The organism is Streptomyces hokutonensis, assembly GCF_042751305.1.
Taxonomy (GTDB): Bacteria; Actinomycetota; Actinomycetes; order Streptomycetales; family Streptomycetaceae; genus Streptomyces; species Streptomyces hokutonensis_A.
Window position 1 is genome coordinate 414,748 of sequence record NZ_JBHYWD010000004.1, and the last position, 19,791, is coordinate 434,538.

Here is a 19,791-nt window from a genome sequence, read left to right on the forward strand (position 1 = left end):
CCGACCTGGTGCATCACCCATCAACCAGATCCGGAGATCCCATGCGGAAGTCCCTCAGAGCGGCCGCCGTCGGCGCCGCCTGTGTCGTCGCCGGTGCCACCCTGTACGGCACGGGCGTCGCCACCGCCGGCCAGTCGACGGCCAACTCGACTCACGAGCCCTACAACATCGGGCTGTTGACGAAGGACATCGACACCTACTACGGCACCACGCTCGACGCCAACGGCGTCTACCAGGCCTCGGCTACCAGCCCCTACGCCAAGGACCTGGCGCGCATCGACGCGTCCGCCAAGAAGTACATCGACAAGGCCGTCCGCAAGCACCACAAGGGCGCCAAGCCCGCGGTCGTCTTCGACATCGACGACACGCTGCTGCTCAGCCTCGACTACGAGAAGAAGAACAACTACGGCTACAGCTCGGCCACTTGGGCCGCGTACGTCGCCCAGGCCAACCGCCCGGAGGTCTTCGGCACCCCCGAGCTGGTCAAGTACGCCGCGTCCAAGGGCGTCACGGTCTTCTACAACTCGGGCCTGAAGGAGTCGCAGCGCACCTACGCGGTCGACAACCTGAAGAAGGTCGGCGCCGACGTCAACCTCGACGCCGACCACATGTTCCTCAAGGACACGGCCAACCCGCCGGCGTACCTGAGCGACTGCGCCACCGTGACGGCCTGGACCTGCACCACCGTGCAGTACAAGTCCGGCACCCGGAAGCACATCGAGGATCTCGGGTACAACATCATCGCCAACTTCGGCGACCAGTACTCGGACCTCGACGGGGGCTACGCCGACAAGACGTACAAGATCCCGAACCCGACGTACTTCGTCAGCTAGTCCGTACGTGTCGTCGGTCGGGGGCTGATCGACCCGAGGGTGGGCACCACCGGCAGGATCGTTCCGTCCGCCGCGAACCGCAGGCGGTCGATCGTGGTCTCCCGGTGCGTGCCGTCCCCACCAGGCCTACCTGGCCCGTTCAGGGCGAACCGGTGATAGACGACGTACCAGTCGTCGGTCCCCGGGGTGTTCACCACGGAGTGGTGGCCGGTGCCCAGGATGCCGTACTCGGGGTTCTTGGACAGGATCGTGCCCCGCTTGGTCCACGGACCGAGCGGGGACGGTCCCGTCGCGTAGGCCACGTGGTAGTTCTCGCTGCGGGTGTCGTCCTCGGACCACATGAAGTAGTACGTGCCCCTGCGCTTCACCACGAAGGACCCCTCGCGGAAGTTGTCCGTCGTGATGTCCTTGACCTTCGTCGCGTCGTACGACGTCATGTCGGCGTTCAACGGCACCACGTACGCGTGCCCGTTGCCCCAGTAGAGATACGACTGCCCGTCGTCGTCCGTGAAGACGGCCGGGTCGATCATCTGCCCCGCGAACCGGCCCTTCCGCACGAGGGGTTGACCCAGCGCGTCCTTGAACGGGCCTGCGGGCGAGTCCGCCACCGCGACCCCGATCTGCTGCTCGGCGCAGAAGTAGAAGTAGTACTTCCCGTCGCGCTCCGCGACCGCCGGCGCCCACGCGTTCTTGTCGGCCCAGGAGACGTCGGGGCCCAGGTCGAGGACGACTCCATGGTCCTGCCAGTGGACCAAGTCCCTTGAGGAGTACGCCTTGAAGCTCGTCCCGCCCCAGTTCGCGTAGCCGTCGCTCGTCGGGTAGATCCAGTACTGGCCGTCGAGATAGTGCACGTCGGGGTCGGCGGTCAGCCCCGGCAGTACGGGACTTCGCGTCGGCACCGCCTCCACCGTCCAGGTCCGGCTCGTCCCGTCCGCGGCCGTGACCGTGTACGTCTGCGGTGTACGGAAGTCACGCCGGCCACCGGACGGCGGGTTGACTTTCGCCCCCGCCCCCACGGTCAGCGTCGGCGCCAAGTGCCGCAGATCCGCGCCGGGTTGCATGGGCAGTACGACCTTCGACGAGGCCTCCGTGACGATCGCGTACCCCTTCTGCCCGTGTGCCGTCGCGTCGACGACCGACGTCGGGGTCGCCGGATACGCGGCCAGCAGCCGGTCGTACTCGGCCTGCGTCACCGGAAGTACCGTGCCGTGCCGGGGACTTGCCGGGAGTTGGTAGTCCGTGGACGGGGTCCACCGGCCGGAGTCCAGGTCGGTGGTCTCGAAGGGGACGTAGCCGCGCAGCCCGTACTCGTCGACGAACAGGTACCACTTCTTCTCGGTGTTGGACTTGAACACCGTCGGGCCCTCGCCCCGCTCGATCGCACCGCTGCCGATGCAATCGGAGACGAAGTCGTACGAAGTGGAGGTCAGCGAGGTCGACTTCTCGCCGGTGATGAACTTCGAGCAGGGGGAGCTGGAGGACGGGTCGCGCTCGTCCTTGGTGTAGCGGTAGTAAGTGTCCTTGTACTTCACGACGGTCGAGTCGATCACCGAGTAGCCGGGGTCGTCCCAGACCTTCGGCGCGCTGAAGGTGCGGAAGTCCTTCGTCGTCGCGTACATCATGCGGTTGTACGTCGAGCCGGTGTGGTCCGGGTCGTCGTCGGCGTACAGCTTCGACGCCCAGAAGACGACGTACTCACTGAGCGAGTCGTCCCAATAGGCCTCCGGCGCCCAGGTGTTGCCCGCGTTGTCCGGGGCCACTTTCACCAGCCGCTGGTCGGTCCAGTGGACCAGGTCGGTCGACTCCCAGATCATCACGGACCTGCTGCCGTGCCGCTGGACGTCGTCCCAACTCCCGCTGCTGTTCCGGTACATCCGCAGGTCGGTGGCGATCAGATAGAACCTGTCGCCCTTCGGCGAGCGGATCACGAACGGATCGCGCAGCCCCTTCTCGCCGATCGTCGACGTCAGGACCGGCTTGCCCTGGTTCAACTCCCGCCAGTGCAGCGGTTCGTTGCCACGGCTGAGGGCGTAGCGGATCTGCTCGCCGTCGGCGGTGCCCTCGCCGGTGAAGTAGGCGAAGAGATAGCCGGCGTACTTGGGGTGGGTCACGGGCGGTGCTCCTGAGTGCGCGGTACTGGGCGGGGCGGCGAGCAGGCTGAGAAGGAGGGCCAGGAAGGGGAGCAGGAGGGTGCGGGCGGTGCGGGGGCGCATGGCACATCCTGTGGGGGTGTGGGGGATTCTGTTGAATGGCTGTGCCTTCGGAGTGTCACCAGCGGGGTGCGGTGCGTCAATCGGTGCGGGTGGGGCCGGGCGGATCGAAAGTTTCGGTTCTCCTCCCGTGGCCGGGGCAACCTTTCCGGCCACGGCGGCGACCAGGAACCAGAAACGGGCCGGGGCGGCCCCTCCGGCCCGTTTCGTCCTCGTCATCCAGGAAAGGAACCAACGCCGTGCGTACGAGCACCGGACGCCACCGCAGGACCCGCACCCTCTCGATCGCCGCCGCGGTGGCCCTCGCCGCAGGGGCGGGCGGCGTCTACCTCGGCCTCAACAGCGGTGGCGCGCAAGCCGCTTCGTCGGCGGTCACCGTATCCACCACCGCCCAGCTGGAGTCGGCGGTGGCGAACGCCGTCGCCGGTACGGTCATCCAGGTCCGCGCCGGCACCTACACCCCGGCCGCGACCCTCAAGTCCACGGCGAACGGCACTAGTTCGGCCCGGATCACGCTGGAGCCGTACGGCACGGAGAAGGTGAAGATCGACGGCTCCAAGCTGCCGGCCGGCCAGTGGCTGGCCGGGATCTACGGCGACTACTGGACGGTCCAGAACCTCACCTTCCAGAACTCCCCAGCTCAGGGTTTCGTAGCCACGTCCTCGGTCGGCGGCATCTTCAAGAACCTGGTCACGGCGAACAACGGCGACTCCGGCTTCACCCTGCGCGGCGACGGCACGACGAACAACCTCGTGCAGAACCTGGACAGTTACGGCAACTACGACGCCGCCGGGCACGGCCAGAACGCCGACGGCATAGCCATCAAGTTCGGCTCCGGAACCGGCAACAAGGTCACCGGCGCCCGCCTCTACAACAACTCGGACGACGGCCTCGACCTGTGGCAGTTCTCCTCACCGGTCACCATCGACCACTCCTGGGCCTTCGGCAACGGCAAGAACCGCTGGAACGACTCCGCCTTCGAGGGCAACGGCAACGGCTTCAAACTCGGCGGCGGAGGCGTCGCGGTCGCCCACGTCGTCAACGACAACGCGGCCTGGGACAACAGCCTCAATGGCTTCACCGAGAACTCCAACACCGGCGCGATCATCCTCAACCGCAACACCGCGTACGCGAACGCGGCGGCTGGCTTCTTCTTCGAGACCAGCAAGTCCCGCCTTGCCCGCAATCTGGCTGTCGCCAACAAGGGGGGCCTGGACAAGCTGGGTTCGAGGACGGTGTCCGCGGCGAACAACTGGGACGGCGGGGTCGCCACGCCGTCCTTCAAGTCGGTGGACGCGACGACGGCGAATGGGGCGCGCTCGGCGAGCGGCACGCTGCCGGTGACGACGTTTCTGACGACGGGGTCTACGGCGATTGGGGCGACGATGGATTGAGGTGCCCCGGACTGGAGTTGCGGCCGCTGTGAGTTGACCGGAGCGTGAGCGATGTGGCGGTCAGTGGTTGTGGATGGCAGCTTCGGCCAACAGCCGGCGATAGAAGGGGCCGAGGCCGCCGGGGATGGCCACGGACCGGAACACCTCCTCCGCCGGCAGAAGACGGCGGTGAGCCATCTCGAACCGTGGGTCCCACGGAGCCAGACGCACCTCTGCTCGCCACATCGACCGGACCAGCACCAGCCCTTCTTCCGGGCCGCGCACACAGACGCCCCGGCTGAACCCGAGGAGTCGGCAGTCCATCACCTCCGCGCCGTGTGGCCTACCCGGCGCCGCATCAGAAGGCGGGTACCAATCAACGCGCCATTCCTGACCGTTGATGGATGCGGTGATGTAGGCGCCGTTCTCAGCGATGTCGTTCATGGCTCCGTTTCAGTGATCGGTTCAAGCGGCTGCGACGATGCGTTCCCCGGTGCCGTCCGCGCGCACGCCCATCAGCACCAGTACCGCGGCCAACGATGATCGACGACTCTCACCCCGTTCACTTGAGTCTCCAGCAAGGGGAGACGTAAAGGTGGGGGGCATGGACGGCGACACCCTCTACTCGATCGGCGAGCTGGCCCGGCGGACCGGGCTCACGGTCAAGACCATCCGGTTCTACTCCGATCGGGGAATCGTGGCGCCGAAGGACCGCACCCCGGCCGGCTACCGCCTGTACGGCGTCGATGCCGTCGCACGCCTGGACCTCGTAAGGACCCTGCGCGAACTGGGACTTGGCCTCTCCACGATCCGGAAGGTCGTGGACCGGGAGCTCTCGCTGCCCGAGGTCGCCGCGGCGCATGCCGAAGCGTTGGCCGTGCAGATTCGCGTCCTGGGTCTGCGGCACGCGGTGTTGACGGCCGTGGCCGAGCGCGGGGCGACACCTGAGGAGACGGAACTCATGCACCGGCTGGCACAGCTCTCCGAGGACGAACGCCGACGTCTGGTCGGCGAGTTTCTCGACGCAGTCTTCGGTGGCCTTGGCGCCGCCACCCCCGCTTTCGCCGGGGTCATGCGCTCGATGACCCCCGAGCTGCCCGACAACCCCGATGCGGAACAGGTCCAGGCGTGGGTGGAGTTGGCCGAACTGTCCCTGGACCCTGAATTCCGCGCCTCCGTGCGGCAGTTGGCCGAGGAGCAGGCCGCCGAGCAGGTTCGGAGCGATGTGGCGGGCCCGCGTCGCGATATCGCCGGAGTCGTGCGTGACCAGGTCGGGCCGGCCCTCGCCGCCGGTGTCGACCCGGGCTCGCCTCAGGCCGATCCGTTCGTTGCGGCCTTCACGGCGAGCTACGCGCATCTCTTCGACCGCCCCGACGACGTCGAGCTTCGCCGTCGGCTGACCGCTCGGCTGGAGCGCGTCAACGACCCCCGCAGGGAGCGGTATCTCCAACTGCTCGCCGTGGTCAACGGCTGGCCCGCTCCGGAGAGTCTGGCTCCGGTGCTCGACTGGTCCGTGCAGGCTCTGCGCGTCCGGATACCGCTATGACATGGCAGACGCGAGGTGCGGCAGGGTGAAATCGCCGCCGCAGATAATCAGTTCATGACTGCTCCCGTCGTACTTCGCATAGCCGCGACCCCGACCGCCCCCGCTCTCGTTCTCCGCCCCTGGCGCCTCGCGGACGTTCCCGCGCTGGTCGACGCGGGCCGGGATCCCCTCTTGCGTCAGTGGATAACCTCCATCGTCGACAACGAGGTTGACGGGGCGCGGTGGGTGCGGGAGCAGGAGCGGGGTTGGGCGGCGGGGGAGCGGTTCGCGTTCGCTGTTCTTGGGGCCCAAGCCGGTTCAGGGCAGGAGCAGTTGGTGGGCAATATGGTTCTCAAGGAGGTCACCCCTGGCAAGCCGGCCGCCGAAGTGGGCTATTGGACCGCCGCGCACGCTCGCGGGATGGGAGTTGCCCCCCGCGCCCTCAACGCAGTCAGCGACTGGGCCTTCGACGCCTTGGCCGCCGACGGGCTGGAGCGGCTCGAACTCCTGCACCAGGTGGACAACTTGGCCTCGTGCCGGGTTGCGGAGAAGGGCGGGTACGAGTTCGACAGCGTTCGGCCCGCGGTGCCGCCCGGGTTTCCCCGTGACGGCCACCTGCACATACGGCGCATGAACGTCTGAGAACCTCCCGATCCGGATGGACAACGCCCCCGCCGGTCGTCACCGGCGGGGGCGTCGCTCTGCTGACCGAGGGGGGCTCAGGTCAGCAGGTCGATGCAGTCGAACGACGTGCCCGGGCTGAGGAACGCCGAGCCCGTCGAACCACTGACCACGTTGATCTTCAGGACGTTGTACTTCGTCGTGTCCGAACTCCACGCACTGGAAGGGACGTTGAAAACGAACGTGTGGTTGTTTCCACGGTAGGAACCAGTGGTGAGATCGCGCGTCGAGGGTTGTGCGGGTGGGGTGGGGACGGTCGAAACCCAGTCGTTCACGGTGACTTGGGGTCGGGCGTTGATGTACGCCGTTGTCACACCCACCCGCAGTGTGTGCGCTGCCGCTGCCTGTGCCGCCGTGAGTTTGAAGTAGACCAGGACGCCGTCGTTCACGTCCTTCCAGATGTACGCCGGGAAGGACGCGGCCTCGCTTCCGCTGCCGATCGTGACGTTCCCCGTCCACTTCGCCGCCCGCGCGTCGGACGGATGCGCGTACGTCATCAGCTCCGCGTTCTTGAACTCCCCTGGTGTGCCGTCCCAGTTGCCCAGGCGCCACACCGTCGCCGCGGTGGACGGGTCACCCGTGATCGTCAGGGTGTGCAGCGACGTCGTACCGCCCGCCGTCACCGTCACCGACCCCGTGTGCACCGCGAGTTCGCCCTTGAAGACGGTCAGTGTGTACGTCCCGGGCAGCATCCCCTTGCAGGAGAAGGCGCCGGTGCCGGGCGCGGCCTTCGTCCAGTACTGCGCGTCCGTGTTGGAAAAGCCCACCGTGTAGGGGTACTTGGCGTCCATGCCCTTCAGGCCGACCCCCGCCACCTTCCCGCGGCCCGCCTTGCCGACCCAGCCGGTGATGCCGAGCGGGTCCACCCAGGAGGTGTTGAGGTTCGCGGCGAAGAGCGAGGACGAGGGCGTTCCGCCGTCCGTGAACGCCACCACGAACGGGCCCTGGAGGCCGAAGCGTTCGGGCTCCGTCTGGGCCTCGTTGTAGTGCAGGATCTCGTAGAGACCCGCGCCGCCCTCGTTCGAGTGGCGCAGCAGGGAGCGGTAGAAGGGGCCGCCGGACGCCTTCTCGTGGTTGGAGCGGACCAGGTACAGGCCGACCGAGCCGGTGGTGAAGCCGACGTGGTCGTAGTCGATGGTCCGCTTGCCCGAGTAGTGCTTGGAGCGGGTCGTGCCGTCGGGGCGCTTCCAGACGTCACCGGCCTCGATGATCGTGTCGGTGGTCGAATCCCAGGCGTCGGAGCCGGAGTTGGGGAACACTCCCGGCTTCACCCGCACGATGTAGCGGGTCGCGGTGAAGGAGGCGTCGGCCTTGTTCGTCCACAGGTAGACGTTGTTCTCGCCGCTGCGGGCCGCGTACCACTGGGTGATCGGTCCGTGCACGACCTTCACCAGGATCGTCGGCCCCGACTGCTTGATGGTGACCGTGGAGGCGCCGAGCCCGGACTCGACGTGCGAGTGCTTGCCGCCGTAGCCCTCGTACTCCTTGCCCTTGTAGGCGAGGGACGTGAGGTCGCCCGTCGACTTCGACACCTTGAACACGAGCGAAGCGCCCGTGGTGATCACATAGTTGGAGCCGTCGTCGGTGTAGCCGAAGGCGGCGGCGGAGGCGGACGAGAGGAGGCCCGTGCCGCCCGCGACGGCCGCGCCGGTGGCGGCGACACCGATCGCGGAGGCCCCGAGCACCCGTCTGCGGGTGAGGTGCTTCTTGTGCGTGCTCAAGCGACTTGCTCCGTGTGACTCCGTGCGAGAGGAACCTTGCGCTTCCTTGTCGCCGCCGGAGGAGGAAGGGTTGCCGCCCGCCCGAAGATTTTTTTCGCGAGCGGAGGGCTACGACTTCTGCGCCGCGAAGTCGCCCTTCACGGACAGCTGTTGGCCGGCCGCCGTGCCCGCCGCCGAGTAGCTGTCGTCCTTGGCGTCCCGGCCGCCGCGCTCATGGTTGTACTGCCCGGCGAAGACCCAGTCCCCGACCGGTACCGTGCGACCCTCCTTGAGCACCCAGGTGTAGACCAGGAACCCGTCCTGCTCCGTCACCGTCTGCGTGAAGTCCTGCTCGGGCAGCGAGCGCCAGGCGCCCGTGGAGCTGACCCCGCCGGTCAGCTTGACCTTCAACTGGACGGTGAGTGAGGTGAGTTGCTTGGTCGTCTTGAGGGTGACGTCGCTCTGTGCCCAGAAGTCGTTGCTGCCGGGATCGATCGAACCGTCCGACCAGAGCGGGCCGTCCTGGGTACCGGAGGCCGGCGGCAGCACGGGCGCGGACGGCGAGGCGGTCGCGGACGTCGTCGGGGAGGCGCTCGCCCTGGACGAGCTGTGCGAGGTGCCGGAACCCGAACTCGGCTTCGGGGCAACCGGCTTGATCGGGGTACGGCTCTTCGCGTCCGGCGACGGCGTGGGCGTCGGGGTCGGCGAGACGGACACCGTCTGCTCGGCGGGGGAGCCGCCCTTCACCGCGGAGGCCACCGCGTAGCCGCCGATCGCGAGGACGCTCGCCACCGCCGCCGTCGCGCTGACGACCCGCACCCAGCCGAACACGGGCGGCCGGGTGGCCCGGTGGTCGGGACGCGACTGCGCGGCCATGCCGCGTTCGAGCCGCGCCAGGATGCGCGCCCGGTCGGGCTCGTGGGTCTCGGCCGCCTCGTGCAGCCGGGCGCTCAGCTCGTCGTCGTGGACGTCCTGGTGCCTCATCGGTTCCTCCTTCCGGTCTCGCCGCCGCGCGCCATCGCCGCGTGCATCCGCAGCGGAGGGCTCTGCGGGCCGAGGATGCGCTGCAACTCGGCCATGCCCTTCGACGTCTGGCTCTTAACCGTACCGACGGAAACACCGAGGGCGAGCGCGGTGTCCTTCTCCGACAGATCGAACGCGTGCCGCAGCACCACACAGGCCCGCTTGCGGAACGGCAGTCTGCGCAGGGCCTCCTGGACGTCGACCACGCCGGCCACGTCCGGGTTCTCGGTCTTCTCCTCGCGCTGCGACCAGAAAAGGGCGACCCGCCGCCGCTCGCGCACCGCGCTGCGGATCCGGGTGCGGGCCAGGTTGGCGACGACCCCGCGGGCGTAGGCCGCGGGATGGTCGGCGGCGCGCACCCGGTCCCAGCGGTGCCAGAGCGCGAGCAGCGCGTCGGCCGCGAGATCGTCGGCGGCGTCCGCCTCACCCGTCAACAGGTGGGCGAGGCGCGACAGTTCGGCGTAGTGGCGTTCGAAGAAGGCGTGGAACTCCACGGAGGCGGCGTCGTCGACGACTGTGCCCACGGCGGACCTCTCCTCGCTGTGGTGTGTGCGTGTCATGTAGATGACACGTGATCATTCGGGGAGGACCCCGACCAGATCGGGAGCGTAGCAGTGGTCAACTGGGTGGATTGGTACAGGCCTTCGAACATCGTCTGGCAGGCCGACCCTGATTCCGTAACGCGGGGAAAACCTGAAACAGGTTCAACGCGGGAACAATCCAGCCAGCATCCGCGCACCGATCACTGAGGCGACGAGGAGTACCCGCATGTCCGAGTCACAGAAGGTGGCTGACCGGCCGAGTGCCGAACCACCGGCGGCGAACAGCGTCGACCGGTTCTTCAAGATCTCCGAACGGGGATCCACCTTCGGCCGTGAGATACGCGGCGGCTTCGCCACGTTCTTCACGATGGCCTACATCCTCGTCCTGAACCCGATCATCCTGGGCAGCGCCAAGGACAAGTTCGGGCACACGCTCGACACCGGCCAACTGGTCACCGCCACCGCCCTGGTGGCCTGTGTGATGACGGTCATCATGGGCGTCGGCGGCAATCTTCCGCTCGCGATCGCGGCCGGCCTCGGCCTCAACGCCGTCGTCGCCTTCCAGTTGGCGCCGCTGATGAGCTGGCCCGACGCGATGGGCCTCGTCGTCATCGAGGGCGTCCTGATCTGCGTCCTGGTCCTCACCGGACTGCGTGAGGCGATCATGAACGCGATCCCGCAACAGCTCAAGCAGGCCATCGGCGTCGGCATCGGTCTGTTCATCGCGTTCATCGGCTTCGTCGACGCGGGCTTCGTCAGTCGTATACCGGACGCCGCGCAGACCACGGTTCCCGTGCAGCTCGGCGCCGTCGGCAGACTGACCGGCTGGCCCGTCCTGGTCTTCTGTCTCGGCGTACTGCTGACCATCGCGCTGGTCGCCCGCAGGGTGAAGGGCGCGATCCTGATCAGCATCGTCACGATGACCGTCCTCGCGATCATCATCAACTCTGCCGCGGACATCAAGAGTTGGGGCCTGATGACCCCCAAGGTGCCGGACAAGATCGTGGACACGCCCGACTTCGGACTCATCGGCCACTTCAGCCTGTTCGGGGCCTTCGGCGAGACCAGCGCGATCACCGTCATCCTGCTGATCTTCACGCTGATCCTGTCGGACTTCTTCGACGCCATGGGCACGATCGTGGGTATCAGCGCGGAGGCCGGTCTCCTGGACGACGACGGAAAGGTGCCGAACATCGGCCGCGTCCTGTTCATCGACGGTGCCGCGGCCGTCGCCGGCGGGATCGGGTCCGCTTCCTCCAACACCGCGTACATCGAGTCGGCTTCGGGGGTCGGCGAGGGGTCGCGTACCGGGTTCTCGAACCTGATCACCGGTGGGCTGTTCGGGCTCGCGCTGTTCCTCACCCCGCTGTTGACGATCGTGCCGTTGCAGGCCGCCGCGCCCGCGCTGATCGCCGTCGGGTTCCTGATGATGACCCATGTCAAGCACATCGACTGGGACAAGTACGAGATCGCGATTCCGGCGTTCCTCACCATCGCCGCGATGCCGTTCACGTACTCGATCACCGACGGGATCGGGGCGGGGTTCATCTCCTACGTCGTGATCAAGGCGGTGCTCGGGAAGGCGAAGGAGGTCAACTGGCTGCTGTGGGGGGTTTCCGCGCTGTTCCTGGTGTACTTCGCCATTGACCCCGTTGAGCAGATTCTCGGGGTGAAGTGACTGACGCTGCGCGATCGGCCGACGGTTCGTCGTGGCTGGTCGCGCAGTTCCCCGCGCTCCTAAAAGCCGACAAGCAGGGCGTCACCCCACCGCCGCCTTCATCATCGCCTTGGCCACCGGTGCCGCCAGGCCGTTGCCGCTGATCTCCGACCTCGCCGCGTCCGACTGCTCGACCACCACCGCCACCGCGACCTCCTTGCCGGTCGAGTCGGACTTGCCGTAGGACGTGAACCAGGCGTACGGGGACTGGTCGTTGTTCTCGCCGTGCTGGGCCGTGCCCGTCTTGCCGCCCACGGTCACGCCGGCGATCCGGGCGTTCGTGCCGGTGCCGTCGGTGACGACCGTCTGCATCGCCGACTGGAGCTGCTGGGCGGTGTGCGAGCTGACGATCTCCTTCGTCGTCGTGCTGTCGTCGTAGTTGTGGACCACATCGCCGCCGCTGTCGGTGGTCTCCGACACCATGTGCGGGGAGACCAGCTTGCCGTCGTTGGCTATGGCGGCCGACACCATGGCCATCTGGAGCGGGGTGGCGGTCACGTCGTACTGGCCGATGCCCGTGAGGGCCGTGGACGACTTGTTCATGTTCGACGGGTAGACGCTCGGGTACGCGCGCACCGGGACGTCCAGCTTGTCGTCGTTGAAGCCGAACTTCTCGGCCATCGCCTTGACCTTGTCCTGCCCGAGGTCCACGGCCATCTTCGCGAACACGGTGTTGCACGAGTACTGGAGCGCGACCCGGATCGAGGCGTTGGTGCAGGGCGCGGAGGAACTCTCGTTCCTCAGCGGGGTGACCGTGCCCGGCAGGGTGTACGGCGAGGGGCTGGTCGTCTTCTCGTCCACCGAGGAGTAGAGCCCGTCCTCCAGGGCGGCCGCGGCCACGACCAGCTTGAACGTGGAGCCCGGCGGCAGCGGCTGGCGCAGAGCGCGGTTGGTCAGCGGCTTGTCGGCGTCGGCGTTGAGCTGCTTCCAGGCAGCGGCGGCGGTGTTCGCGTCGGTCAGCGACGAGGGGTTGTAGGACGGCGTCGAGACGACGGCGAGGATCTTGCCGGTCGTCGGATCGATCGCGACCGCGGCACCCTTCTTGTCGCCGAGCGCCTCGTACGCGGCCTTCTGCACAGCCGGGTCGATCGTCGTGACCACGTTGCCCGGGGCGGCCCGCTCGCCGGTGATCGTGTCCATGACGGTCTTCAGGCCGCTGTCCGTGCCGTCGAGGAGGTTGGCGTAGATCCCCTCCAGCTGCGTCGGCGCGTAGCTCTGCGAGGCGTAGCCCGTCACCGCCGCGTACAGCTTGCCGTCCGTGTAGGTGCGTTTGTACGCGAGGTCGCTGCTGTCCCCTGTCCGCGTCGAGCCGGTGATCGCGTTCCCGGCCACGATGATGTTCCCGAGCGGGTCCGCGTACGTCGCGATCGCGTTGCGCCGGTTGTCCTTGTCGTCCGCGAGCGCCTGGCCGTCGTAGAACTGCACCCAGGTCGCCCTCACCAGGAGGGCGAGCACCAGGAGCAGTGCGAAGACGGAGGCGCGCCTGATCGTCTTGTTCATCCCGCATGGAGGACGAGCGGACGGGAGGGGATCGTTCCCTTACGCCGCGTTTCTCATCGAGTGCTCATGAAACCGAGCGCTCATGAACCCAGCTTCAGCACCAGCTCGTCGATCTCCTCGCCCCGCGCGTTCGCGAACCCCCGGTCGTGCCCGGTGACGACGAACCCGCACTTCTCCAGCACGCGCCGGGAGCCCGCGTTGTCGGCCGCCACGCGCGCGTGCAGCGGGCGTTCGGGCACCTCGGCCAGCAGGTCGCGCAGCGCGGCCGTGGCGATGCCCTTGCCCCAGTAGGCGCGGTCGATCCAGTACGTCACCTCGCGCTCGCCGGGCTCGCCGTACACCGCGGCGCTGCCCACCACGTCACCGTCGACCAGGACTGTGCGCAGCACGTCGGACGATGCGCGGATGCGTTTCCAGTGGGCGTCGAAGGCGTCCCGGTCGGCCGGGTCCTTGGGCGCGAAGGCGGCCATCCGGAGCGACTCGGGGTCATTGACCTGCCGGAAGAAGACCGGCAGGTCGCTGTCGTGGACCGGGCGGAGCGCGACCTCCATGAATACCTCCATCATGCGGAGCTCCATGAGTACCTCATCATGCGGAGCTCCATGCGTCAGAGCCTCCGGGTGGCGAGGGTGAGCCGGTCGCGGGCGTCGAACAGGGCGTCCTTCACCATCTGTTCGTGCGCGGGCGTCAGCCGCGCCACCGGCACCGAGCAGCTGATCGCGTCCCGCGCGGGGGTGCGGTACGGGATCGCGACGCCGAAGCAGCGCAGCCCGAGCGTGTTCTCCTCGCGGTCCACGGCGAAGCCCTGGTCGCGGACCTGGTGGAGCTCCTCGATGAGCTTCTCGCGGTCGGTGATCGTGTGCTCGGTGAGCGCGGGCAGCGTCTCCGGGAGCATCTTGCGGACCTGCTCGTCCGAGTAGGTGCTCAGCAGCGCCTTGCCCAGCGAGGTCGAGTGCGCCGGGAGGCGGCGGCCGACGCGGGTGAAGGGCCGTAGATAGTGCTGGGACTGGCGGGTGGCCAGGTAGACCACGTTCGTGCCGTCGAGGCGGGCGAGGTGGATGGTCTCGGTGGTGTCGTCCGAGAGGCGGTCCAGGGTGGGGCGGGCCGCCGCGACCACCTCGTCGCCGTCGATGTACGACGTGCCGACGAGCAGCGCCCGTACGCCGATGCCGTACCGCGTGCCCGTGGCGTCCGTCTCCACCCAGCCCAGCTCCACCAGCGTGCGCAGCAGCATGTAGAGGCTTGACTTGGGGTAACCGACGGCCTCCTGGACCGCCGCGAGGGAGTGCATACCGGGCCGGCCCGCGAAGTATTCGAGCAGCTCCACCGTCCGCACCGCGGACTTGACCTGTGCCCCGCCGCCTGTCTCGCCTGCCGACATCGCCCTTGACCCCTTCGTTCGACGAGAACCTTGAGTTATCGTCTCCACGAGCATATTCATCATCAGAGACAGCGTTCAGCATATCGAACGAGCCTGGTGAATGACCCAGAACTGCGGCATTACATGTGGAGGGACCCGCGGTGGCAGCAGCACCAGTCTGGAGTGTCGACCCCCGAACCGGGAAGCAGCGGGAACAGGTTGCGGTGGAGGCCACAGCCCAGGAGGTGGACGCCGCCGTCCGCGCCGCGTACGCCGCCCGGGGTTCCCTCGCCGACCGTACGGTCCGCGCGGCCTTCCTGCGCGGCGCGGCCGACCAGCTCGAAGCGGCCAAGAACCAGTTGGTCGAGGTCGCCGACGCGGAGACCGCGCTCGGCCCGGTCCGGCTCAACGGCGAACTCGCCCGCACCTGCTACCAGTTGCGCGCCTTCGCGGACATCGTCGACGAGGGCGCCTTCCTCGACGTCGTCATCAACCACCCCGACGACACGGCCACCCCGCCGATCCCCGACCTGCGCCGCTACAAGGTGCCGCTCGGCGTCGTCGCCGTCTACTCGGCCTCCAACTTCCCCTTCGCCTTCTCCGTTCCCGGCGGCGACACCGCGAGCGCGCTGGCGGCCGGCTGCCCGGTCGTCGTCAAGGCCCACCCCGACCACCCCGGCCTGTCCGAGCTGGTCGCGAGCGTGCTGCGCCGGGCCGCAGCCGAGCAGGGCATCCCGGCCGGTGTCCTCGGCCTGGTGCACGGCTTCGAGGCGGGCGTCGAACTCGTCAAGCACCCGCTGGTCTCGGCGGCCGGTTTCACCGGTTCCGTACGCGGCGGCCGTGCCCTCTTCGACGCGGCGGCCTCCCGTCCCGTCCCGATCCCCTTCCACGGCGAACTGGGCTCCCTCAACCCCGTCGTGATCACCGAGGCCGCCGCGGCCGAACGGGCCGAGGCGATCGGCGCGGGGCTCGCCGGGTCCATGACCCTGGGCGTCGGCCAGTTCTGTGTGAAGCCGGGCCTTGTCCTGGTGCCGGCCGGCTCCGCCGGGGACGGGCTGGTCAAGTCCCTCACCGACGCCGTCAGCGACACGGACTCCGGTGTTCTCCTGGACCACCGGATGCGGGACAACTTCCTCGCCGGTGTCGCCGAGCGGGCCGGGCTCCCCGATGTGGACTCGCCGGTGACGCCCGGCGCGGGCAGCGAGCACACCGTGAGCCCGGGGTTCCTGACGGTTCCGGCGGAGAAGCTCGCGGCTGAAGGGGCGTACGACCTGCTGCTCGAAGAGTGCTTCGGGCCGGTCACTGTGGTGGCCCGCTATGACGACGACGTGCAGGCCAATGCCGTGCTGTCGAGGCTGCCGGGGAATCTTACGGCGACTGTTCATCTGTCGGCGGAGGAAGCGGCGGGGGAGGGGCGGGGGGCGGAGATCCTGGCCGAACTCACACCGTTGGCCGGGCGGGTGTTGGTGAACGCGTGGCCCACCGGGGTCGCTGTCGCGCCTGCCCAGCACCACGGCGGTCCGTACCCGGCTACGACTTCTACGTCAACGTCTGTTGGTGGTACGGCTATTGAGCGGTGGCTGCGGCCTGTTGCCTACCAGAACACTCCTGAGGCTTTGCTGCCGTTGGAGTTGCGGGACGACAATCCGCTGGGGCTGCCTCGGCGGTATGACGGGCGGTTGGAGCGGTAGCGCCGTTGGGGGTGCGGTGGTCTTCGGACTGGCGTTCCGTTGTGGCTGGTCGCGCAGTTCCCCGCGCCCCCAAAGAAACGATCGTCTGGGCCTGAGATAGTTAGTGGATGGACTTGGAACTTCCCCAACTACCTTTCCTCCTCCGTACTTATGGTCCCGACGGGCATTGGTCCTACGAGGACGGTGTGCTCACAGGATGGGCCGGGCCCCGGCAGGACCGGTTTGTGCCGCCCACCGGGGAAGGGCTCGACCCCGCCTCCGACGCGCCCCGGTTGCTCGGGGCGCCGCACGGTGACTTTCAGCTGATCGCTCGCGTCACCGTCGGGTTCGCGGGGTCGTTCGATGCCGGGGTGCTCTATGTCCACGTCGGGGAGCGGGCCTGGGCGAAGTTGTGTCTGGAGTACTCGCCGGACGTGCCCACCGTCTGCACGGTCGTAACCCGGGGGCATTCCGACGACGCCAACTCATTTACCGTGGACGGGAGTTCGGTGTGGCTGCGGGTCAGTCGTACCGGGCGGGCCTTCGCCTTCCACGCCTCCCGCGACGGCGAGCGCTGGACCTTTGTCCGACTCTTCACCCTCGGTGACGAGAAGGAGACGGACGCCGCCCTGGTCGGCTTCATGGCGCAGTCGCCGATGGGGGAGGGGTGTGTCGTGACGTACGACCACCTTGAGTTCAGGCCGAGTTGGCCGGACGACCTGAGAGACGGAAGCTGAGGAAGGCCGTCACCGCGAAGAGGGCCGCGCTGATCGCGAGGCTCTCCCGCAGGCCCGTCGTGAACCCGTCGGAGACCAGTGCTCCGAACACGGCGATGCCCAGCCCACCGGCCACCTGACGCGCCGAGTTGAGGACCCCGGCCGCCAGGCCTGCCCGCTCTGCCGGTACCGCGTCCATCATCACGATGGTCAGCGGCGGGACCGTCAGGGCGCAGCCGACGGCCATCGGTACGAGCAGTACGGCCACCAGAAGCGGGGGTGTGCGCTCGTCGACGCAGAGCAGGCCCAGGGTGCCCGCCGTGGCCAGCAACTGGCCGACCAGCATGGGCAGTCGGGCACCGTAGCGGCCCGCCAGTTTGCCCGACACGATGTTGGTCACCGCGATGAGGGCGGCCATTGGCAGGAACATCAGGCCGGTGTACAGCGCCGAACGGCCCTGCACCTGCTGGAAGAAGAGGGAGAAGAGGAAGACCACGCCGTAGAAGGCGATGCTGCACACCGCACCTGCCGCGACCGCGACGGACACCGTACGGCTGCGGAACAGGCCGAGCGGCACCGCTGGATGTGCCTGTCGGAGTTCGACCCGGACGAAGACCGCGCCCGCGACGAGGGCGACCAGCGAGGCCACAACTCCCGTTGTCCCGCCCTCGATCACCGCGAAGGTCACGGCGGTGAGCGCCACCACCGCCGTCAGCTGGCCCGGGAGGTCGAGCGGTGCGGGCCGGCGTTCCGAGCGTGGTGAGCGGATCAGCAGGACCAGTGCCACCGTGCCCAGGGGCAGGTTGATGAAGAAGCTGCCGCGCCAGTCCCAGACCGTGGTCAGCGCACCCCCGGCCACCGGGCCGAGGGCCATCGCGATCGCACCCCCGGCCGCCCAAGTGGCCACCGCCCGCGCCCTCTTGGCCGGCTCGGGGTAGGCCTGTCGTACGAGGGACAGCGAGGCCGGCAGGACGACTGCCGCCGCCACGCCCTGCGCCACGCGCGCGGCGATCAGCGTGGGCAGGTTCGGGGCCAGGCCGCAGGCCGCCGAGGCGAGGGTGAACACGGCGATGCCGATCGCGTACGCCCGGCTCGCCCCGGCCCGGTCCGCGAAGGCGCCGGTGGACAGCATCAGGGCGGCGAAGGAGAGGGTGTAGGCGTCCACCACCCACTGCAGGCCCGCCATCCCGCCGCCGAGCGCCTGGCCGATCGACGGCAGCGCCACGTTCACCACGGACGCGTCGAGGGTGATGAGCGCGAAGCCGAGGAGGGCGGCGGTGAGCGTGAGAGCGGGGGAGGGTGGGGTCAAGTCGCGGGTGCGGGGCGTGAGTTGGGTGGTGGTCGTCGGCATGCACCCATGCTGCGGAACCGCGACGGCATAGAGTAGTGGCCGGAACGCCATACAACCGGAGGTTCTGGCCATGCCCAGGAACATGCCGACGAACGTGCCGAGGGAACGGCCCCCGCACCGCGTCGCGATCGTCGCGCCGTCCCCCGTCTCCATGTTCAACCTGGCCATCCCGGAGCTGCTCTTCGCCAAGGTCGAGGTCGACGGCGCCCCCGGCTACGAGGTGACCATCTGCAGCTCGGACGGCGGGCCGGTGATGACGACCGGAGGGCTGCCCCTCCAGGTGGGCCGGGGCCTCGACGTCCTGCGCACCGCCGACACCGTGGTGCTCGCGGGTACCGGCGAGCGCTACGAACCTGATCCGGTCGCGGTCGCCGCCGTCCGCGAGGCCGCCGCCGCGGGCAAGCGCGTCGCCTCCATCTGCAGCGGCGCCTTCCTGCTCGCCGAGGCCGGGCTGCTCGACGGCCGCAGCGCCACCACATACTGGGGAATGGCGGACGAGCTGCGCGAGCGCTATCCGGCCCTCGACCTCAGGGGCGACGTCCTCTACGTCCAGGACGGCCAGATCCTGACCGCCTCCGGTTACGCCGCCGGCATCGACCTCTGTCTGCACATCATCCGCACCGACTACGGCGCCGCCGTCGCCAACGAGGTCGCCCGCCTCGCCCTCGTCGCACCCGTACGGCCGGGCGGGCAGACGCAGTTCACCCAGACCCCGCTGCCGCCCGAACGCGGCACCGCCTGCGCCGACACCCGGGGCTGGGCCATGCGCAACCTCGACAAGCCGCTCACCCTCACCGACCTGGCCCGGCACGCGGGCGTGAGCGTCCGCACCCTCACCCGCCGCTTCCACGCGGAGAGCGGGGTGAGCCCCCTGCAGTGGCTGCTCCACCAGCGCGTCGAGCGCGCCAAGGAACTCCTGGAGACCACCACCCTCCCCATGGACCAGGTGGCCCGCGCCTGCGGCCTGGGTACGGCGGACTCCCTGCGCGGCCACCTGGCCCGCCGCACCGGGCTGACCCCGAGCGCCTACCGGACGCAGTTCAGCCGCCTGGGAACCGGAGCGGCGGAGGTCACGTCATCGGCCGCATGACGAGTGATCGCGCCACCGACACCCCGATGATCCGCACGGCCCTGCCCGCCGAGGCCGGGGCCGTCGCCGATCTGCACTTCCGTGCCCGCTCGACCTACTACCCCGACGGCCTCCCGCCGTCCGACTTCGACTGGCGCGCCGCCTGGCTGGGCTCCATCGAACGCCCCGACGCCCATGTGCTGTGCGCGGTCGAGGACGGCCGTGTCGTCGCCGTCGCCTCCTTCCGCACCCCGGACGGCGGCCCGGCGGAAACGGTCAAGCTGTTCCAGTTCCACGTCGACCCCGACCGCTGGCGCTCCGGCCTCGGCACGGCCCTGCACACGGCCTGCGTCGAGCAGTGGCGGGCCGACGCCCGGCGGACCGCCGTACTCGACGTGCATGTCGACAACGAACGGGCGCAGGCCTTCTACGTCCGTCAGGGCTGGGTCGCCGATCCGTCCGACGGCGGTCACCACCTGGGGATGCGGCTGGCCCTCAGCGGGGAATGAAGCGGACGGGCG

Annotated in this window: 18 protein-coding genes; 9 read left to right on the forward strand and 9 right to left on the reverse strand. The window is 68.8% G+C overall.

What is annotated here, in order from left to right; all coding sequences use genetic code 11:
• The first annotated feature begins 41 nt into the window (after positions 1 to 41).
• The gene (locus ACFXC1_RS14280; RefSeq protein WP_381242511.1) at positions 42 to 833 is read left to right on the forward strand and encodes an HAD family acid phosphatase; all 792 of its coding nucleotides are present in this window, start codon (positions 42 to 44) and stop codon (positions 831 to 833) included.
• Here ACFXC1_RS14280 and ACFXC1_RS14285 read toward each other — a convergent pair.
• A complete protein-coding gene (locus tag ACFXC1_RS14285) occupies positions 830 to 3,046 on the reverse strand; it encodes a glycoside hydrolase family 43 protein (protein WP_381242513.1) in 2,217 nt (738 codons plus the stop codon). The genes ACFXC1_RS14280 and ACFXC1_RS14285 overlap by 4 nt on opposite strands.
• Positions 3,047 to 3,282: 236 nt before the next feature.
• Here ACFXC1_RS14285 and ACFXC1_RS14290 point away from each other — a divergent pair, with 236 nt between their 5' ends.
• Positions 3,283 to 4,437 (forward strand): right-handed parallel beta-helix repeat-containing protein, encoded by a 1,155-nt coding sequence (locus ACFXC1_RS14290; protein ID WP_381242515.1) that lies wholly within the window; start codon positions 3,283 to 3,285, stop codon positions 4,435 to 4,437.
• A 60-nt stretch (positions 4,438 to 4,497) separates the two neighbouring features.
• Here the strand turns inward: ACFXC1_RS14290 and ACFXC1_RS14295 are convergent, their stop codons facing one another.
• Complete coding sequence (locus ACFXC1_RS14295; protein ID WP_381242517.1) at positions 4,498 to 4,860, reverse strand: hypothetical protein; 363 nt, start codon at positions 4,858 to 4,860, stop codon at positions 4,498 to 4,500.
• Positions 4,861 to 5,020: 160 nt separating this feature from the next.
• Here ACFXC1_RS14295 and ACFXC1_RS14300 point away from each other — a divergent pair, with 160 nt between their 5' ends.
• On the forward strand, positions 5,021 to 5,962 hold the full coding sequence (locus ACFXC1_RS14300; RefSeq protein WP_381242519.1) for a MerR family transcriptional regulator: 942 nt from the start codon (positions 5,021 to 5,023) through the stop codon (positions 5,960 to 5,962).
• Positions 5,963 to 6,016: 54 nt separating this feature from the next.
• Positions 6,017 to 6,583, forward strand: a complete 567-nt coding sequence (locus ACFXC1_RS14305) for a GNAT family N-acetyltransferase (RefSeq protein WP_381242521.1) — start codon at positions 6,017 to 6,019, stop codon at positions 6,581 to 6,583.
• Between the two features lie 77 nt (positions 6,584 to 6,660).
• Here ACFXC1_RS14305 and ACFXC1_RS14310 read toward each other — a convergent pair whose 3' ends face one another.
• From ACFXC1_RS14310 to ACFXC1_RS14320, 3 genes are all read right to left on the reverse strand, one after another.
• Entirely contained in the window at positions 6,661 to 8,343 is a 1,683-nt protein-coding gene (locus ACFXC1_RS14310; RefSeq protein ID WP_381242523.1) for a rhamnogalacturonan lyase B N-terminal domain-containing protein, read from the reverse strand.
• 108 nt (positions 8,344 to 8,451) lie between these two features.
• Positions 8,452 to 9,306 carry a hypothetical protein gene (locus ACFXC1_RS14315; RefSeq protein WP_381242525.1) on the reverse strand — a complete coding sequence of 285 codons (855 nt, stop codon included), beginning with the start codon at positions 9,304 to 9,306 and terminating at the stop codon, positions 8,452 to 8,454.
• On the reverse strand, positions 9,303 to 9,869 hold the full coding sequence (locus tag ACFXC1_RS14320) for a SigE family RNA polymerase sigma factor (RefSeq protein WP_381242527.1): 567 nt from the start codon (positions 9,867 to 9,869) through the stop codon (positions 9,303 to 9,305). The genes ACFXC1_RS14315 and ACFXC1_RS14320 overlap by 4 nt, the downstream gene beginning before the upstream one ends.
• A gap of 244 nt (positions 9,870 to 10,113) precedes the next feature.
• Between ACFXC1_RS14320 and ACFXC1_RS14325 the strand changes: the two genes are divergently transcribed.
• Positions 10,114 to 11,565 (forward strand): NCS2 family permease, encoded by a 1,452-nt coding sequence (locus ACFXC1_RS14325; protein WP_381242529.1) that lies wholly within the window; start codon positions 10,114 to 10,116, stop codon positions 11,563 to 11,565.
• Between the two features lie 81 nt (positions 11,566 to 11,646).
• Here ACFXC1_RS14325 and ACFXC1_RS14330 read toward each other — a convergent pair whose 3' ends face one another.
• From ACFXC1_RS14330 to ACFXC1_RS14340, 3 genes are all read right to left on the reverse strand, one after another.
• Positions 11,647 to 13,104 (reverse strand): peptidoglycan D,D-transpeptidase FtsI family protein, encoded by a 1,458-nt coding sequence (locus ACFXC1_RS14330; RefSeq protein ID WP_381242531.1) that lies wholly within the window; start codon positions 13,102 to 13,104, stop codon positions 11,647 to 11,649.
• Between the two features lie 80 nt (positions 13,105 to 13,184).
• Positions 13,185 to 13,655 carry a GNAT family N-acetyltransferase gene (locus ACFXC1_RS14335; protein ID WP_381242708.1) on the reverse strand — a complete coding sequence of 157 codons (471 nt, stop codon included), beginning with the start codon at positions 13,653 to 13,655 and terminating at the stop codon, positions 13,185 to 13,187.
• Positions 13,656 to 13,711: 56 nt separating this feature from the next.
• Positions 13,712 to 14,485, reverse strand: a complete 774-nt coding sequence (locus ACFXC1_RS14340; protein ID WP_019060609.1) for an IclR family transcriptional regulator — start codon at positions 14,483 to 14,485, stop codon at positions 13,712 to 13,714.
• A 140-nt stretch (positions 14,486 to 14,625) separates the two neighbouring features.
• On the opposite strand from ACFXC1_RS14340, the gene ACFXC1_RS14345 reads away from it, so the two are divergent.
• Both ACFXC1_RS14345 and ACFXC1_RS14350 read left to right on the forward strand, forming a co-directional pair.
• Positions 14,626 to 16,155 (forward strand): aldehyde dehydrogenase (NADP(+)), encoded by a 1,530-nt coding sequence (locus ACFXC1_RS14345; protein WP_381242533.1) that lies wholly within the window; start codon positions 14,626 to 14,628, stop codon positions 16,153 to 16,155.
• 107 nt (positions 16,156 to 16,262) lie between these two features.
• Entirely contained in the window at positions 16,263 to 16,871 is a 609-nt protein-coding gene (locus ACFXC1_RS14350) for a DUF1349 domain-containing protein (protein WP_381242535.1), read from the forward strand.
• Here ACFXC1_RS14350 and ACFXC1_RS14355 read toward each other — a convergent pair.
• A complete protein-coding gene (locus ACFXC1_RS14355; RefSeq protein ID WP_381242536.1) occupies positions 16,831 to 18,201 on the reverse strand; it encodes an MFS transporter in 1,371 nt (456 codons plus the stop codon). The genes ACFXC1_RS14350 and ACFXC1_RS14355 overlap by 41 nt on opposite strands.
• Positions 18,202 to 18,352: 151 nt before the next feature.
• Between ACFXC1_RS14355 and ACFXC1_RS14360 the strand changes: the two genes are divergently transcribed.
• A complete protein-coding gene (locus tag ACFXC1_RS14360) occupies positions 18,353 to 19,291 on the forward strand; it encodes a GlxA family transcriptional regulator (RefSeq protein ID WP_381242710.1) in 939 nt (312 codons plus the stop codon).
• Entirely contained in the window at positions 19,288 to 19,779 is a 492-nt protein-coding gene (locus ACFXC1_RS14365) for a GNAT family N-acetyltransferase (RefSeq protein WP_381242538.1), read from the forward strand. The genes ACFXC1_RS14360 and ACFXC1_RS14365 overlap by 4 nt, the downstream gene beginning before the upstream one ends.
• Positions 19,780 to 19,791 lie beyond the last annotated feature (12 nt).

Bases quoted from the DNA above. Each gene is read 5' to 3' on its own strand.
- ACFXC1_RS14295 (WP_381242517.1), bottom strand. From the start codon at position 4,860: ATGAACGACATCGCTGAGAACGGCGCCTACATCACCGCATCCATCAAC.
- ACFXC1_RS14330 (WP_381242531.1), bottom strand. From the start codon at position 13,104: ATGAACAAGACGATCAGGCGCGCCTCCGTCTTCGCACTGCTCCTGGTG.
- ACFXC1_RS14355 (WP_381242536.1), bottom strand. From the start codon at position 18,201: ATGCCGACGACCACCACCCAACTCACGCCCCGCACCCGCGACTTGACC.
- ACFXC1_RS14285 (WP_381242513.1), bottom strand. From the start codon at position 3,046: ATGCGCCCCCGCACCGCCCGCACCCTCCTGCTCCCCTTCCTGGCCCTC.
- ACFXC1_RS14300 (WP_381242519.1), top strand. From the start codon at position 5,021: ATGGACGGCGACACCCTCTACTCGATCGGCGAGCTGGCCCGGCGGACC.
- ACFXC1_RS14360 (WP_381242710.1), top strand. From the start codon at position 18,353: ATGTTCAACCTGGCCATCCCGGAGCTGCTCTTCGCCAAGGTCGAGGTC.
- ACFXC1_RS14340 (WP_019060609.1), bottom strand. From the start codon at position 14,485: ATGTCGGCAGGCGAGACAGGCGGCGGGGCACAGGTCAAGTCCGCGGTG.
- ACFXC1_RS14335 (WP_381242708.1), bottom strand. From the start codon at position 13,655: ATGGAGGTCGCGCTCCGCCCGGTCCACGACAGCGACCTGCCGGTCTTC.
- ACFXC1_RS14280 (WP_381242511.1), top strand. From the start codon at position 42: ATGCGGAAGTCCCTCAGAGCGGCCGCCGTCGGCGCCGCCTGTGTCGTC.
- ACFXC1_RS14305 (WP_381242521.1), top strand. From the start codon at position 6,017: ATGACTGCTCCCGTCGTACTTCGCATAGCCGCGACCCCGACCGCCCCC.
- ACFXC1_RS14325 (WP_381242529.1), top strand. From the start codon at position 10,114: ATGTCCGAGTCACAGAAGGTGGCTGACCGGCCGAGTGCCGAACCACCG.
- ACFXC1_RS14315 (WP_381242525.1), bottom strand. From the start codon at position 9,306: ATGAGGCACCAGGACGTCCACGACGACGAGCTGAGCGCCCGGCTGCAC.
- ACFXC1_RS14365 (WP_381242538.1), top strand. From the start codon at position 19,288: ATGACGAGTGATCGCGCCACCGACACCCCGATGATCCGCACGGCCCTG.
- ACFXC1_RS14350 (WP_381242535.1), top strand. From the start codon at position 16,263: ATGGACTTGGAACTTCCCCAACTACCTTTCCTCCTCCGTACTTATGGT.